Source organism: Microbulbifer maximicatervae (SeqCode) (assembly GCF_052467385.1).
On record NZ_CP174311.1, the window covers coordinates 4,522,053 to 4,537,747 of the forward strand.

Annotated in this window: 15 protein-coding genes; 9 read left to right on the plus strand and 6 right to left on the minus strand. The window is 55.0% G+C overall.

From position 1 onward, the window contains the following. Positions 1-10 precede the first annotated feature (10 nt). The 8 genes from accC (at position 11) to coq7 (ending at position 9,103) form a co-directional block, all read left to right on the plus strand. The gene (accC, locus tag ACJJIR_RS19395; protein WP_444906502.1) at positions 11-1,351 is read left to right on the plus strand and encodes an acetyl-CoA carboxylase biotin carboxylase subunit; all 1,341 of its coding nucleotides are present in this window, start codon (positions 11-13) and stop codon (positions 1,349-1,351) included. 150 nt (positions 1,352-1,501) lie between these two features. Next, a complete protein-coding gene (gene prmA / locus ACJJIR_RS19400) occupies positions 1,502-2,383 on the plus strand; it encodes a 50S ribosomal protein L11 methyltransferase (RefSeq protein ID WP_444906503.1) in 882 nt (293 codons plus the stop codon). A gap of 75 nt (positions 2,384-2,458) precedes the next feature. Next, a complete protein-coding gene (locus tag ACJJIR_RS19405; RefSeq protein WP_444906504.1) occupies positions 2,459-3,688 on the plus strand; it encodes a DUF3426 domain-containing protein in 1,230 nt (409 codons plus the stop codon). A gap of 259 nt (positions 3,689-3,947) precedes the next feature. Further along, complete coding sequence (dusB, locus tag ACJJIR_RS19410; RefSeq protein ID WP_413665838.1) at positions 3,948-4,886, plus strand: tRNA dihydrouridine synthase DusB; 939 nt, start codon at positions 3,948-3,950, stop codon at positions 4,884-4,886. Then, positions 4,883-5,191, plus strand: coding sequence for a DNA-binding transcriptional regulator Fis (gene fis / locus ACJJIR_RS19415; protein ID WP_020411495.1), 309 nt, complete (start codon positions 4,883-4,885; stop codon positions 5,189-5,191). The genes dusB and fis overlap by 4 nt, the downstream gene beginning before the upstream one ends. A 143-nt stretch (positions 5,192-5,334) precedes the next feature. Beyond that, the gene (purH, locus tag ACJJIR_RS19420) at positions 5,335-6,906 is read left to right on the plus strand and encodes a bifunctional phosphoribosylaminoimidazolecarboxamide formyltransferase/IMP cyclohydrolase (RefSeq protein ID WP_444906505.1); all 1,572 of its coding nucleotides are present in this window, start codon (positions 5,335-5,337) and stop codon (positions 6,904-6,906) included. A gap of 191 nt (positions 6,907-7,097) precedes the next feature. After that, positions 7,098-8,402, plus strand: coding sequence for a phosphoribosylamine--glycine ligase (gene purD / locus ACJJIR_RS19425; RefSeq protein WP_444906506.1), 1,305 nt, complete (start codon positions 7,098-7,100; stop codon positions 8,400-8,402). 56 nt (positions 8,403-8,458) lie between these two features. Continuing rightward, positions 8,459-9,103 (plus strand): 2-polyprenyl-3-methyl-6-methoxy-1,4-benzoquinone monooxygenase, encoded by a 645-nt coding sequence (coq7, locus tag ACJJIR_RS19430; RefSeq protein ID WP_108731610.1) that lies wholly within the window; start codon positions 8,459-8,461, stop codon positions 9,101-9,103. Positions 9,104-9,187: 84 nt separating this feature from the next. On the opposite strand, the gene ACJJIR_RS19435 is transcribed toward coq7, so the two are convergent. Continuing rightward, positions 9,188-9,595, minus strand: coding sequence for an OsmC family protein (locus tag ACJJIR_RS19435; protein WP_282934442.1), 408 nt, complete (start codon positions 9,593-9,595; stop codon positions 9,188-9,190). 301 nt (positions 9,596-9,896) lie between these two features. Between ACJJIR_RS19435 and crp the strand changes: the two genes are divergently transcribed. Beyond that, on the plus strand, positions 9,897-10,547 hold the full coding sequence (crp, locus tag ACJJIR_RS19440; RefSeq protein WP_051089460.1) for a cAMP-activated global transcriptional regulator CRP: 651 nt from the start codon (positions 9,897-9,899) through the stop codon (positions 10,545-10,547). A 78-nt stretch (positions 10,548-10,625) separates the two neighbouring features. Here the strand turns inward: crp and trpC are convergent, their stop codons facing one another. The 5 genes from trpC to trpE all read right to left on the minus strand — a co-directional run bounded on the left by trpC (position 10,626) and on the right by trpE (position 15,476). Continuing rightward, positions 10,626-11,423 carry an indole-3-glycerol phosphate synthase TrpC gene (trpC, locus tag ACJJIR_RS19445; RefSeq protein ID WP_444908435.1) on the minus strand — a complete coding sequence of 266 codons (798 nt, stop codon included), beginning with the start codon at positions 11,421-11,423 and terminating at the stop codon, positions 10,626-10,628. After that, positions 11,417-12,466, minus strand: a complete 1,050-nt coding sequence (trpD, locus tag ACJJIR_RS19450) for an anthranilate phosphoribosyltransferase (protein WP_444906507.1) — start codon at positions 12,464-12,466, stop codon at positions 11,417-11,419. Before trpD ends, trpC begins: the two co-directional genes overlap by 7 nt. Before the next feature lie 73 nt (positions 12,467-12,539). Next, positions 12,540-13,118: an anthranilate synthase component II gene (locus ACJJIR_RS19455; RefSeq protein ID WP_444906508.1), complete on the minus strand. Its 579-nt coding sequence runs from the start codon at positions 13,116-13,118 to the stop codon at positions 12,540-12,542. Then, positions 13,115-13,978: an ion transporter gene (locus ACJJIR_RS19460; protein WP_444895314.1), complete on the minus strand. Its 864-nt coding sequence runs from the start codon at positions 13,976-13,978 to the stop codon at positions 13,115-13,117. The genes ACJJIR_RS19455 and ACJJIR_RS19460 overlap by 4 nt, the downstream gene beginning before the upstream one ends. Next, positions 13,965-15,476, minus strand: a complete 1,512-nt coding sequence (trpE, locus tag ACJJIR_RS19465) for an anthranilate synthase component I (protein WP_444906509.1) — start codon at positions 15,474-15,476, stop codon at positions 13,965-13,967. Before trpE ends, ACJJIR_RS19460 begins: the two co-directional genes overlap by 14 nt. Positions 15,477-15,695 lie beyond the last annotated feature (219 nt).

Here is a 15,695-nt window from a genome sequence, read left to right on the forward strand (position 1 = left end):
GTAAGTCACAATGTTCGACAAAATCCTAATCGCCAACCGCGGCGAAATCGCATTGCGGATTTTGCGCGCCTGTAAAGAGATGGGCATCGCCACTGTGGCGGTGCACTCTTTGGTAGACCGCAATCTCAAGCATGTCCGCCTGGCCGACGAATCTGTATGTATCGGCCCCAACCCATCCCCGCAGAGCTACCTAAATGTGCCGGCCCTGATCTCCGCCATGGAAATCACCGACGCAGTAGCCGTGCACCCCGGCTATGGCTTTCTCGCAGAGAACGCCGACTTCGCCGAACAGGTGCAAAAGAGCGGCTTTACCTTTATCGGCCCTGATCCGGATGTGATCCGCCTGATGGGTGACAAGGTGTCTGCAATTGCCGCCATGAAAAAGGCTGGCGTTCCCACCGTTCCAGGCTCTGACGGCCCGCTGCCCGATAATAGCGAGCGCTGCATGGAGATCGGCCGCAGCATCGGTTATCCGGTCATCATTAAAGCTGCCGCCGGTGGCGGTGGTCGCGGCATGCGCGTGGTGGAAAAGGAAGAGGAGCTGGTGAACGCGATTGCCGTGACCAAGTCCGAAGCCCAAGCGGCCTTCGGTGACGGCACCGTCTACATGGAAAAATTCCTGCAGAATCCCCGCCATGTTGAGATCCAGGTAATGGCCGATGGCCAGGGCAACGCCGTTCATCTGGGCGATCGCGACTGCTCCCTGCAGCGCCGCCATCAAAAAGTTTTGGAAGAAGCCCCAGCTCCGGGTATTCCCGATGAGGTGCGCGAGCAGGTACATGAGTCCTGTGTACAAGCCTGTATCGATATCGGCTATCGCGGCGCGGGTACTTTTGAATTCCTGTATGAAAATGAGCGCTTCTACTTTATCGAAATGAACACCCGTATCCAGGTGGAGCACCCCGTTACCGAAATGGTAACCGGCGTCGACCTGATCAAGGAGCAGATTCGGGTTTGTGCCGGTGAGAAGCTATCCCTGAAGCAGGAAGATATCGTAATCAAAGGTCACGCCTTTGAGTGCCGTATCAATGCCGAAGACCCACAGACCTTCTTCCCCAGCCCCGGCAAGGTAAACAACTTCCATATGCCTGGCGGCTTGGGTGTGCGGGTCGACTCCCATCTCTACTCCGGATACTCCGTACCCCCCAACTACGATTCCATGATCGCCAAGCTGATCACCCATGCGGAAGATCGTGAAACCGCGTTGGCGCGTATGCGTGTGGCCCTGTCGGAACTGGTGGTGGACGGTATCAAAACCAACATTCCCCTACAGGAAGAGTTGGTACGAGATGAAAACTTTGCCAAGGGTGGGGTCAATATCCACTACCTGGAGAAGAAGTTAGGTCTTTAAGCGCTCGCCAGCCGGGGCAAAGTTAGCGAGAATTGCGGCAAACATAACGACACTGAACCTTGCCATGGATGGCGTGGCAACCGTCGTTATCTGAGTGCGGCCCAGCCGCAACAATGCCGTAAACACCGCTATAACAATTCCGGAATAATTATGCCCTGGCTACAACTCCGCGTGGACACCGACCGTGATCACGCGGAAAAAATTGAAGACGCACTGCTTTTTGCCGGTGCCGTATCTGTCACCCTGCAAGACAACGCTGACCAACCGATCCTTGAGCCCGGGCTCGGAGAGGTGCCCCTTTGGGAGCAAACACGGGTTACCGGATTGTTCGATGCGGAAGTGGACACCTCGGTTACCGAGGCAAAAGCAGCTTCCTTCCTATGCGAAATGTTGCCCAATGCCCGCTGGGAGCAACTTGAGGACAAGGATTGGGAGCGAGAGTGGATGACCCACTACAAACCCATCCAGTGCGGCCCCAATTTATGGATCTGCCCCAGCTGGTGTGAGCCTCCACAGCCGGACGCAGTGAACCTGCTGCTCGATCCGGGCCTTGCCTTCGGCACTGGCACGCACCCAACTACTTTCCTATGCCTGCAATGGTTGGCACAGCAGGAACTCGCAGGTAAGAGTGCCATCGACTTCGGTTGCGGCTCGGGCATTCTGGGGATTAGCGCACTACTACTGGGAGCAGAGCGAGTTCTCGGTACCGATATCGATCCCCAGGCATTGATCGCCAGTCGCGACAATGCCCAGCGCAACGGCATAGACCCCGAGCGTTTCCCGGTCTACCTGCCAGAGCAAATGCCGAGCGAAGCCGCCGATGTCATGTTGGCCAATATCCTCGCCGGTCCCCTGGTAGAACTCGCCCCTCAATTGATACAACTCACTCAATTGGGCGGAAAAATCTGCCTGTCCGGCATCCTCAGTTCCCAGGCAGAGCAGGTGAAAAATGCTTACAGCGAATGGATTGAGTTCGATCCTGACGGCGAACACGAGGGATGGGTCAGACTGACAGGCAAGCGGGTGCGCTAAATGCGCTCCCCAGCACTACGCGGGACCCCTTTGGGCTGATAAACTTGGCTGCTAAATAAACTGCGCTCTAGTCGAATGTCTCAACTGGTAACCCGCTGCCCTCATTGCAGCACATCATTTCATATTAATGACCAGCAACTGCGCGCTGCCCGTGGAGCCGTTCGCTGTGGGTCTTGCCTGCAGGTGTTTCGCGCAGATGAAAATATCGTTTTCTCAGAAAGTGATAGCGAGAGTCGCAATGATTTGGAGGCTTTGCTGGAAGACGATGACTTCCTGATCCACGACGATATCGAGCTCGACGAGGACGAACCCGCCACCCCGCCATCTCCACCAGCTGTAGATCAAACTACCAGTCAGGAGAGTGCAACCAATGAGGGTGCACCTGACAGCGCGCCCAAATCTGAACCAAAAGAATATAGTGCAGCAGCGCAGGAATTAATTGGTGACGCCTTTGGCGACCATGAGTGGCAGGAGCTGGAAGCATCTCACACCGAAGAGGAAGCGGAACCCGAAGAGGACCTGGATAAAATCCTCAAGCCGGACTGGGAAGAACTTCCTGATTTTGATTCTGACCCTTCGCCCGAGTACAACGGCCAACCTGAAGTACCGGAGTTTGAAACTTCTAGCTCCCTCGCTGAGGAATCGTCCTGGGACAACAATGAGCCTGCAGTATCAACCGAGTCTGTAGATCCCCCCACTGAGGAAAGCCGCCAGGAGCCTTACTTCGGTGGCGAATCTACCACTGCTGAAGAGCCCCAGCGGGAGCAATTAATCTCAGCTATCCAGCCCGCGCCTGTGGAGATGTCGTGGGGAGTTCCCAAAAAGAAACGCACAGCCTCTCCCTGGCTGTGGCGTGCATTGGTTCCCCTATCGATCCTCGGCATAGTGATTCAGGTTGCATACTTCCAGTTCGATAGCCTCAGCCGCAAACAGCCCTGGCGGGACTTCTATGCTGCCGCCTGCCCACTATTCGGCTGCACCTTACCCCAGCTAAAAGATACCCGGGCGATCCAGGCCACAAACTTAATGGTGCGCACCCACCCGCAGCTGCAGGGCGCCCTGGTAGTGGATGCAGTGCTGCTAAATACCGCCCCCTACGCGCAACCCTTCCCCAACCTGTTGCTGAACTTCAGCGACCTGAAGGACAAGGCTGTGGCCAGTCGCCGGTTTACCCCGGACGAGTACCTACAGGGGGAGTTGGCCGGACGCAAACTAATGCCCCAGGACAGCCCCATTCATATCGCAATTGAGGTGGTTGACCCCGGTGCAGAAGCGGTAAACTACGAGCTGAACATCACTCACTAAGCTCACACGAGCTCCCCGGCTAAGTTTTTAGCAAAGGGGATTTGGCGCCATAAACAACCAAACCTGCGCATTCAGCAGGCTAAATGAACAGTGTTCGATCAAATTGCCCGCTTTTTCGCTTTGCCATTAACGGGCCAGCCGCTATCATAGGCGGCTGTTTTGCCGGGGCACAGATTGCCCTTCCTACAGCCCAAATGGAGCTACCGTGTCTACTGCCATTGGCCCCTATATTATCGACAACCCGGTAATTCTGGCGCCCATGGCCGGTGTCACCGACCGCCCCTTCCGCCAGTTGTGCCGAGAACTCGGCGCCGGATTGGTGGTTTCGGAGATGGTGACCTCGGACACTCGCCTGTGGAACAGCCGCAAGTCCCGCTTGCGCCTGGATCACGGTGGCGAAGCGGCGCCCATATCGGTGCAGATCGCCGGCGGTGATCCTGAGATGATGGCGGAAGCCGCTCGGGAGAATGCTCGTCGCGGCGCACAAATCATCGATATTAATATGGGTTGCCCGGCAAAAAAGGTGTGTAAGAAAGCAGCGGGCTCCGCCCTGCTGCGGGATGAAAAGCTGGTAGCGGATATTCTTCAAGCCGTGGTCCAGTCTGTTTCCGTCCCGGTGACGCTAAAAATCCGCACCGGCTGGTGCCCGGATTCCCGCAATGGCGTCACTGTAGCCAAAATGGCCGAGGATTCCGGGATCGCTGCACTGGCGGTTCACGGTCGCACTCGCGCCTGTGGCTACCACGGACAGGCTGAATTCGATACCATTGCCGAAATTGTATCCAGGGTAAAAATCCCGGTTTTTGCCAATGGCGACATCTGCAGTGCTGAGAGAGCCCGAGAGGTGCTCGATTACACTGGCGCATCGGCGGTCATGATTGGCCGTGCAGCACAGGGACGACCATGGATTTTTCGGGAAATAGCCCACTATCTCGCCACTGGCGAGCGGCTACCCGAACCGACATTGGATGAAGTCAGGAATATTTTGCTCGCCCATTTGGGCGAACTACACCGATTCTACGGTGAGGTGATGGGGGTCCGTATCGCTCGCAAACATGTGGGCTGGTACTTGAAGACGCTCGCGGATAGCGAGTCCTTCCGCAAGACCTTTTTCCAAATAGAGAGTGCAGAAGTACAACATGCCAGCGTTCACGAGTGGTTTGAACGCCGAATAACGAGAGGGGCACAAGCGGCATGAACAACGAAGTATTAATTCCGGATACTGGCAATGAAGAAGTATCCTCCAGGGGACAGACTCAACTGGCACAGCCACAGCAGCAGTCCCTGCGCGATGCCGTCGAACACGCAATGGAGAACTACTTCCGCCACCTGGATGGCCAGATGGTAACCGATGTCTACGACATGGTGCTGTCGGAGATCGAAGCGCCCATGCTCGAAGTGGTGATGAAATACACCCGCCACAACCAGACCCGCGCCGCGCAATTACTGGGTCTCAACCGTGGCACCTTGCGCAAGAAGCTGAAGCGCTACGGCCTGCTGTAAGCTTCCCACCGAGCGAAATTTTGAAGGGGGATGAGGTAACTCATCCCCCTTCGCTATTTTCCCGGCAGCATTTTTGTTGCCACAGTGGACAACCGCTAAAACCTTTTAAACATCCTTTTCGAAAACCAGTTGGATCAAGTGCAATGACAGACAAGGTTTCCATCCGCCGCGCTCTAATTAGTGTCTCTGACAAGAGTGGCATTGTAGAGTTCGCTCAACAGCTCTCCGCAATGGGGGTTGAGATTCTTTCCACCGGCGGAACCCACCGCCAGCTCAAGGAAGCGGGTATTCCCGTGGTAGAAGTTTCCGACTACACCGGCTTCCCCGAAATGATGGACGGCCGTGTCAAAACTCTGCACCCGAAAGTACACGGTGGCATTCTGGGGCGCCGCGGTACCGATGATGCCATCATGGGCGAGCACGGTATCACCCCGATCGATATGGTGGTGGTTAACCTCTACCCCTTCGCTCAAACCGTTGCCAAGCCCGACTGTTCCCTCGAAGACGCTATCGAGAACATCGATATCGGCGGCCCTACCATGGTTCGCGCTGCCGCCAAGAACCACAAAGATGTCACTATCGTGGTCAATGCCAGCGATTACGGCAATATCATCGAGGAGATGAAAGCTAACGATAGTGCCCTGAGCCACGCCAGCCGCTTTGACCTTGCGGTAAAAGCCTTTGAGCACACGGCGGGCTATGACGGCGCTATTGCCAATTACCTGGGCGCCATTAAAGGCGAAGAAAAGCAGCTGTTCCCGCGCACCTACAACAGCCAATTCATCAAGAAACTGGATCTGCGCTACGGTGAGAACCCGCACCAGAAGTCCGCTTTCTATACCGAAGCCAACCCAGCTGAGGCCAGCATTTCCACTGCTACCCAGTTGCAGGGTAAAGAGCTGTCCTACAACAATATCGCCGATACCGATGCCGCGCTGGAGTGCGTCAAGTCCTTCGAGCAACCCGCTTGCGTTATCGTTAAACACGCCAATCCCTGTGGTGTGGCAATTGCTGAAGATATTCATAAGGCCTACGACCTGGCTTTCGCTACCGACAGCGAATCTGCCTTTGGCGGTATCATCGCCTTCAACCGAGAGCTGGATGGCGCCACTGCCCGCGCTATCGTCGAGCGACAGTTTGTTGAAGTCATCATCGCACCGTCAGTCTCCGAAGAGGCCAAACAGGCCGTTGCCGAGAAGAAGAACCTGCGCCTGCTGGTATGCGGCCAGTGGAGCAGCGAGCGCACCCCGGCGCTGGACTACAAGCGCGTTAATGGCGGCCTGCTGGTTCAGGACCGCGACGACGGCCTGATCACCGCTGCCGACCTGAAAGTGGTCTCCAAGCGCCAGCCCACTGAAGAGGAAATCCGCGATCTGCTGTTTACCTGGAAAGTGGCCAAGTTCGTAAAATCCAATGCCATCGTATACGGCAAAGACGGTCGCACTGTGGGCGTAGGCGCAGGCCAGATGAGCCGCGTAAACTCCGCGCGTATCGCCGCGATCAAGGCCGAGCACGCCGGCCTCGCCGTTGCAGGATCCGTTATGGCTTCCGATGCCTTCTTCCCCTTCCGCGACGGCATCGATAATGCTGCCGCTGTAGGAATCCAGGCGGTCATCCAGCCCGGCGGCTCCATGCGCGATGAAGAAGTGATCGCCGCAGCGGACGAGCACAATATGGCCATGGTATTTACCGGTATGCGCCACTTCCGCCACTAAGATCGTGCGCCCGCACAGACTTAACATTGCGGGCTATGATCAGCGGGCTGGAAGGTATCTACCCTCTCCAGCCCGCACAAATCATTTGAATCCAGGGGCGAGACTCAGGCCTCAGAATCAATTCCACGTTAAACTAGCACACCTATAACCTGTGCAATGGACCGGATCGGTCGACTTAGGGGGATTTAAGAATGAACGTATTGGTTATCGGATCAGGTGGCCGCGAGCACGCTCTGGCGTGGAAAGCAGCGCAAAACCCAAATGTCGGCACCGTCTATGTTGCCCCGGGCAACGCCGGCACTGCCCGCGAACCCAAGCTGGAAAATATCGCGATCGGTGTGGATAACTTCGCCGCCCTGGCAGATTTCGCCGAAGAAAACGGCGTAGAACTAACTATTGTCGGCCCGGAAGCGCCGCTGGTAGACGGCGTTGTCGATTTCTTTAATGCCCGTGGCCTCGCCATTTTTGGCCCCAGCAAAGGCGCCTCGCAACTGGAGGGCTCCAAAGCCTTTACCAAGGACTTTCTCGAGCGCCACACAATCCCCACCGCTGCCTACCGCAATTTCACCGAAGTGGAGCCGGCGGTTGCCTACATTCGCGAGCGCGGCGCGCCCATCGTGGTTAAAGCCGACGGCTTGGCTGCGGGCAAGGGTGTAATCGTTGCCGAAACCGAAGAGCAGGCTGAGCTCGCTGTACGCGATATGCTGTCTGGAAACGCCTTTGGTGAAGCCGGCTGCCGCGTGGTTATCGAGGAGTTCCTCCAGGGTGAGGAAGCGAGCTTTATCGTGATGGTGGATGGTGAAAATATCTTGCCGATGGCCACCAGCCAGGATCACAAGCGCGTTGGCGATGGCGATACCGGCCCTAATACGGGCGGTATGGGTGCCTACTCCCCTGCACCGGTGGTGACTGACACCATTTACCAGCGCATTATGCAAGAGGTAATCGAACCCACCGTTAAAGGCCTGGCCTCTGAGGGTACGCCCTACACCGGTTTCCTCTACGCCGGCCTGATGATCGACAGCGACGGTACTCCGAAGGTTATCGAGTACAACTGCCGCTTTGGCGATCCGGAAACCCAGCCAATTATGATTCGCCTGAAATCAGACCTGGTCGACCTGTGCATGGCTGCTCTGGACAAGAAGCTGGACACTGTCACTGCTGAGTGGGACTCCCGCCCAGCCCTGGGTGTGGTACTTGCCGCTCACGGCTATCCCGGCAGCTACCGCAAAGGCGACGCCATCAGCGGCCTAGACAAAGCAGACGGTGACAACGCCAAGGTCTTCCACGCCGGTACCGCACTGGATGGTGAGCGTGTAGTCACCAATGGTGGCCGGGTGTTGTGCGCCACAGCAATGGGAGATACCGTCGCTGAAGCTCAGGAAAATGCCTATGAATCAGCTCGGGCTATCTACTGGGACGGCGTGTTCTTCCGGAAAGATATCGGCTACCGCGCTGTCGAAAGAGAAAAGGTTTCTGCAGAGCAGCAGGACTAACAGCTGGCATCGGCGGCCGCTCATCAGCGGTCGCCTTCCACAGGGAGCAGAAGACTATGAGTAAACGCAGCCTCAGCGGACTCGACCGCCTGTTAATTCAAGCGGATCGGGCTCTGCGCACCCTGAGTCCCGGCGAACCCTGCCACGGCCGGGCATCCCCGGCCAAGGGTGAAGCCGAGACAGACCTCACCGACAGCGAACGCAAACACGCCGCTGGCCTTATGCGGGTCAACCATAGCGGTGAAGTCTGCGCCCAGGCGCTCTACCAGGGCCAGGCCCTGACCGCCAAGCTGCCCGAGGTGCGGGGGGAAATGGAGCGCGCTGCCGATGAGGAGATCGACCATCTGGCCTGGTGTGAACAGCGCTTGAAGGAATTGGACAGCCGCCCCAGCCTACTCAACCCACTGTGGTACGGCATGTCCTTTGGGCTCGGCGCCGCCGCCGGGAAAATCAGCGACCGAATCAGCCTCGGTTTTGTGGCCGCTACGGAAGACCAGGTGTGTAAACATCTTGAGAGCCACCTCGAAAAGCTTCCCGCCGACGACAAGAGAAGCCGTGCGGTAGTGGAACAGATGTTAATTGACGAAGACGAGCACGCCCACGCTGCACTGGCCGCCGGTGGTGCCCGCTTCCCCGCTCCGGTAAAAGGAGTGATGTCTCTGGTATCCAAAGTGATGACCTCGGCCAGTTATAAAATCTGACCGTTACTCTTCACTCACTAAAACGACTTGGATTTTAGGGAGGTTACGCCCAGTATCCTCCCTTTCCTCCCAGCTAATTTTCCTTCAAGCTTCTTCAACGCTGTAGCTGTGCACAATCTCGACACCCGCATTGCGCAACATGATGGAGCCTGAGCAGTATTTCTCTGCGGAGAGTTCCACTGCACGGGCAACATGGGATTCCTTCAATCCGCGACCGCGCACTACAAACTTCATTTCAATTCGCTCAAACGGCGATGGGGTTGTATCCGGGCGCACACCTTCCAGCTCACAATGACAGGAAATAATGTCTTGTCTCGCCTTCTGTAAAATACTCACCACATCGTAAGCCGCGCAGCCACCGACGCCCAGCAAAATCATTTCCATCGGGCGCACACCATTATTTGTGCGGCCGCCTTCCATCACTACCGAATTACCGCTGCCGGCTTCACCGACGAAGGTTAAATCATTTACCCAGGTTACTTTCCCCTGCATCACTCCACTCCCGTTAAAACTTCAGCGGCGAAGCTTAGCATATTGGCGAAGTCTATCCCGGCACCTGTATGTTTCCGGTATAGTGTCTGGTACGCCTCCGCGCGAAAGCCGAATGATGCATGATCAAATGCTTTTTCTATGAACGCATCGTGGTTTATGAAGTCCAAGCGACCCAGTGCCATAGTGTCACAGGTCACACTGCGGAACTTTGCCGCGGTCAGCCCCTGTTGGGGATTTTGTTTTCGCGCGATAATTCAATAGTGCTCAGCTGCTAAAGCCGGGATAGGGCACAAGACAAAAAATGAGGAATAAATCCGTGACGGTTGCTATCGAAGACCCCATGACTATCGGCAATATTGAAGACTTTCTGGCCCACTGCCACCGGCGTCGCTACCCGGCCAAGAGCACGATTATTTATGCTGGCGACCGCTGTGAATCCCTTTATTTCATTATGCGCGGTTCCGTTACTGTTCTGATTGAGGACGATGAAGGCCGCGAAATGATCGTTGCCTACCTCAACGACGGGGACTTTTTCGGTGAGATGGGCCTGTTCGATCAGGACACCCGCAGTGCCTGGGTCCGCACCAAAACCGAGTGTGAGGTGGCAGAAATCTCCTACACCAAGTTCCAGGAACTCACTCGCCAGCACCCAGAGTTTCTTTTTGCCCTGGCCACCCAAATGGCCGGCCGCCTGCGCAATACCACGCGCAAAGTTGGCGACCTCGCCTTCCTGGATGTGACCGGACGTGTCGCTCGCACCCTGCTCGATCTTTGCAATGAGCCGGATGCCATGACTCACCCCGAGGGCATGCAAATAAAAATCACTCGCCAGGAAATTGGCCGTATCGTCGGCTGCTCCCGAGAAATGGTGGGCCGCGTATTAAAAACCCTGGAAGAACAGGGCCTGGTTTCCGTTAAAGGTAAAACCATGGTGGTGTACGGTACCCGCTAGTAACCGAATAAATATACCGCATAAAAAAAGGGCGATTTTTACATCGCCCTTTTTTATTTTTACTACTGGAGTAAGCGGTCAGTTAAACATCTCCATTAGTTTTCTGCCCGGCTCCTCTTCCCGCATAAAGGCCTCTCCCACCAAGAATGCATTGACGTTATGACCACGCATCGCCGCTACATCATCTGTGGTATGGATACCGCTTTCGGTAACCACAAGGCGGTCTTCAGGGATCAAATCCAGTAACTTAAAGGTATTTTCCAGCTGCACATCGAAAGTGTGCAGATTGCGATTATTGATGCCGATTAAGCGGTTAGGTAATGCCAGGGCCCTCTCCAACTCCTTGTGGTTATGCACTTCCACCAAGACATCCAAACCCAACTCCAAAGCGAGCCCGTTGAGATCCGCCATCTGTGGATCTTCCAGGCAGGCTGCAATCAGCAAAATACAGTCGGCCCCAATCGCGCGAGCTTCATAGATTTGGTAGGGATCAACGGTAAAGTCCTTGCGCAGCACCGGTAGGCGTACGGCATCTCGGGCCTGCTGCAAGTAATTATCTGCGCCCTGAAAAAAGTCGACATCGGTTAGTACTGACAGACAAGCCGCGCCACCTTTTTCATAGCTAGTAGCAATTTCTGCAGGAAGGAAATCCTCGCGAATCACGCCTTTACTGGGAGAGGCTTTTTTAATTTCGGCAATTACTGCAGCCTCACCAGTGGAAATCTTGCGATCCACTGCATCGACAAAGCCTCTCGCCGGTTCCTGATCCCTGGCGCGACGGCGAACTTCGTCGGTGGAGCACTCAGCCTTGCGCTCAGCAACCTCTTGCCACTTGCGCTCGACAATTGTTTTTAAAATGGTCGGTGTACTCACGATTGAATTTCCTCTGGGCGAAACGCACTGGTAAACGCGGCAAGATCGTTAATTTTCTCTCCGGCGAGACCGCTGTCGATAGCATCTTGTGCCATAGCGACACCTTGCTCTGCAGAGTGCGCAACGCCGCTGACATAAATTGCCAGGCCTGCGTTAAACGCAATAATATCCGCAGCTTTTTGCCCCGCCTCAGTATTGCGCTTACCCAGCGCATCGCGAATCAGGGCCAGGGAGTCCTCGGAACCAGAAACACTAAGATCAGAGAGGTCACGGCGCAGCAAACCAAAGTCTTCAGGCTTGAGGGTATATTCCTGCAAAGCACCATCCTTTAATTCCACCGCAAAGGTATCCGCAGCAATACTGGCTTCATCGAGCCCATCATCACTATGTAAAACCAACACATGCTCTGAACCGAGCTTTTGCAAAACCTCAGCCAACAGGCGGCAGTAGCGCTTGTCATACACACCGATTACTTTTCGCTTTACCCCCGCCGGATTTGTCATCGGCCCGAGTAAATTGAAGATGGTACGCAGTCCCAGCGCCTTGCGCGATGGGCCAACGTGGCGCATCGCATTGTGAAAGCTGGGCGCAAACATAAAGCCAATACCGATAGTCTCTACGCATCGCGCCATCTGCGAGGGACTCAATTCCAAAAATACGCCGGCGTGCTCAAGCAGGTCCGCAGAACCACTGCTGGACGACACCGAGCGATTGCCATGCTTGGCTACCTTAGCTCCGGCGGCAGCTGCCACAAAGCTGCTCGCACTGGACACGTTAAACAGATTGGCGCCATCACCGCCGGTGCCGACAATATCAACCGTGTTTTCCAGATCGAGCTCAACCTTTACCGCCAGCTCACGCATGGTTTCCACAGCGCCGACAATTTCATCGACTGTTTCCCCGCGAATGCGCAATGCGATAAGGAGTGCGCCTATCTGAGACTCCAGTGCTTCGCCACACATAATCTGGCCCACGGTTTCGCGCATTTCTTCACGAGTAAGGTGTTCGCCATCCACCAGTTTGGCAATGGCCTGTTGAATATTCATTTTTCCCCCTTTGCCCCGCTCTGGTTATTGATTCTGGCGGGGCCTGCCCGCCGCGCACTTGTTCTTCCGGCCCTCAAGACTCGATAAAGTTTCTCAACATATCGTGACCGTGCATGGTGAGAATCGACTCAGGATGAAATTGCACCCCTTCTACCGCTAATTCCCTGTGCTTCACGCCCATGATCTCGTCAATTTCACCATCCTCTGTCTCAGTCCAGGCAGTGACCTCCAGGCATTCCGGTAAACTGCTTTTCTCCACTACCAATGAGTGATAGCGAGTCGCCTCAAATGGGTTGGACAAACCGTGAAACACTCCCAAATTATTGTGCACTATAGGAGATGTTTTGCCGTGCATAACCTGCCGGGCACGAACCACCCTGCCACCGAAGACCTGTCCAATACTCTGGTGCCCCAGACAAATACCCAAAATAGGGATACTGCCGGCAAAACGGCGAATGGTATCGAGCGAAATACCCGCCTCATTGGGGGTACAGGGACCCGGCGAAATCACAATTTTCTCTGGCGCCATTGCCTCAATTTCATCCAGGGTAATTTCGTCGTTGCGTTTTACCACCACTTTTGCACCCAGCTCTTCCAGGTACTGCACTACATTCCAGGTAAAGGAGTCGTAGTTATCGATCATTAAAATCATTGTGCGGCCCCCTTAGCCTCTGGTTGATAAGTGGATTCTTCCATTCTTTTTTGCAGGCGTGCGAGAGAGGCCTGGGTTGCGCGGAGTTCGCGCAGGATTTCGGTCTGGCTTGGAGGCAGACACATTTCATCCATTCGTCGCAATTTGGCCTCTTCCAGGTTATTCAAGACTACACCGATAAAGAGGTTAATCATTACGAACGCCCCCATGACCACAAAGCTGACGAAGTAAAGCCAGGCCCAAGGCATCGAATCCATCGCTGTATACATAATATCCGTCCAGTCCTCAAAGGTGACTATGCGGAATAAACTCAAAAATGCGATGGGTAAAGTGCGCCAGTGAGTTGGATCAATATCGTGAAATAGGAAATAACCCGCTACACCATAGATATAGAAAATGATGCTCATCAGCAAAGCAATGTGCATCATGCTTGGCAAGCTTCGCAACAATGTATCTACCAGTGTGCGGAGTTCCGGGAATGCAGAAACCAACCGCAAAACCCTTAATACCCGAACCAAACGCGCCAGGGTAGCTAGCGGCCCTGTAGCAGGAATCAAACTCAGTGCAATAATAGTAAAATCAAAGCAATTCCAACCACTGGCAAAGTAACGCCAGGGACGGGCCCCATGGGCAAAAATCTTAACCAGCGCCTCAATAACAAATGAGGCGAGAATCAGTTGATTAATAGCGCCCAGCAGCGTACCAAAGCGCTCCGTCACCCAAGTGGAAGTCTCCAACCCAACAGCGACGGCATTGAGCAGAATCATTCCGATAATGATTTGGTTAAATAACGGCGCTGCGACGACTCGCTCGCAGCGTTCAGCCAGGGTCAACTTTTGAGAAATACTAACTTCGCTCATCTTGCTCGATCTTTACAGGGTCACTACTCTTGGCCAGCGCCATACCGGCAGCGCGGAAAAGCGCTCGGGCCTTATTCATTGTTTCATTCCACTCTGACTGTGGATCTGAGTCGGCCACCAGGCCGGCCCCCGCCTGCACATATAGTCGGCCACCCTTGATAACTGCAGTACGAATGGCGATAGCGGTATCCATATTGCCATTCCAAGCCAGGTAGCCGACCGCCCCACCGTAAATGCCACGCTTTTCTGGCTCCAGCTCATCGATAATTTCCATAGCGCGAATCTTGGGGGCCCCCGACAGGGTACCGGCCGGCAGTGCCGCGCGCAGAGCATCCATGGCGGTGAGGCCCGGCTTTAACTGGCCGACAACATTGGAGGTGATATGCATCACGTGGGAATAGCGCTCGACAAACATTTGGTCGGTGACTTTAACACTGCCAGTATCAGCCACCCTGCCGATATCATTGCGCCCCAGGTCAATCAGCATCAGATGTTCGGCGAGTTCTTTGGGATCTGCCAACAGCTCTTCCTCCAGGGCAAGATCCTCCTCCTCAGTGGCTCCCCGATGGCGGGTTCCCGCCAGAGGTCGCACAGTCATCTCCCCCTCTTCTAAATGCACCAAAATTTCTGGGCTGGAACCCACCACATGGTGGTCACCCAGATCGAGGAAATACATATACGGCGAAGGGTTCAAACTGCGTAAAGCACGGTAAAAATTGAGTGGCGGCGCATCGAAAGGCGCAGACAGGCGCTGGGAGGGCACCACCTGCATCACATCACCGGCAAGCACGTACTCTTTAACCCGGTCTACTGCGCGCTTAAAGTTGTCCTCGCCAAAGTGGGATTGGAATTCGCTCTCATCAATGCCGCGCCCATGCAAATCGAGGGGCACAGTATCCGGCAGCGGTTGCGCTAACTGGCCAACCAATTGGTCCAGGCGCTGCTGGGCTTTTTCATAGGCTGCTTCTTCAGCGGTATTTGCGTGGACAATCAGAATTACCGCACCGGCAAGATTGTCAAAAACCACCAATTCATCGCTGACCATCAACAGGATATCCGGATTACCCAGGGTATCCGGCGGAGTACTGGCGGCCAGACGCGGTTCGATATAGCGCACGCAGTCATAGCCAAAATAGCCCACCAACCCGCCGTTAAAACGGGGCAGATCCGCTAATTCAGGCACCTGATAGCGCTGCTGAAACTGTTCAACAAACTCCAGAGGGTCAGCGGCGCTGTGGCTCTCTACAACCTCTCCATCAGTTTCCACGGTGATGTCAGTGCCCTTAACCCTGAGCAGAGTCCGCGCAGGTAAACCAATAATGGAATAGCGTCCCCATTTCTCCCCACCCTGAACCGATTCCAGCAAATAGCTGTAACGGCCTCCGGCCAGTTTCAAATAGGTGGACAGTGGCGTTTCAATATCCGCCAGTACGCGTCTTACCAGGGGGATACGGTTATAACCCTCAGACGCAAGTTGAGCGTATTCGGTAGGGGTCATGGAGACTCCGATCAATTTTTCATTCTTTATGATTGGCGCCAGAGTATAAGCAGCGCCCACGGGAAAGGTGCCTCAATCGCCAAACTCGATTGGGCCTCAGCAGGTCAGTGGCGCCATCGCCAACTGTTTGTCAGGGAGAAAGAGTGGTTCACGGAAATTCCCTCAGTGCAGGCGCACAAGTTAACAAATCCCGTCTATGGCGGGCAAGAGATTGCCCGC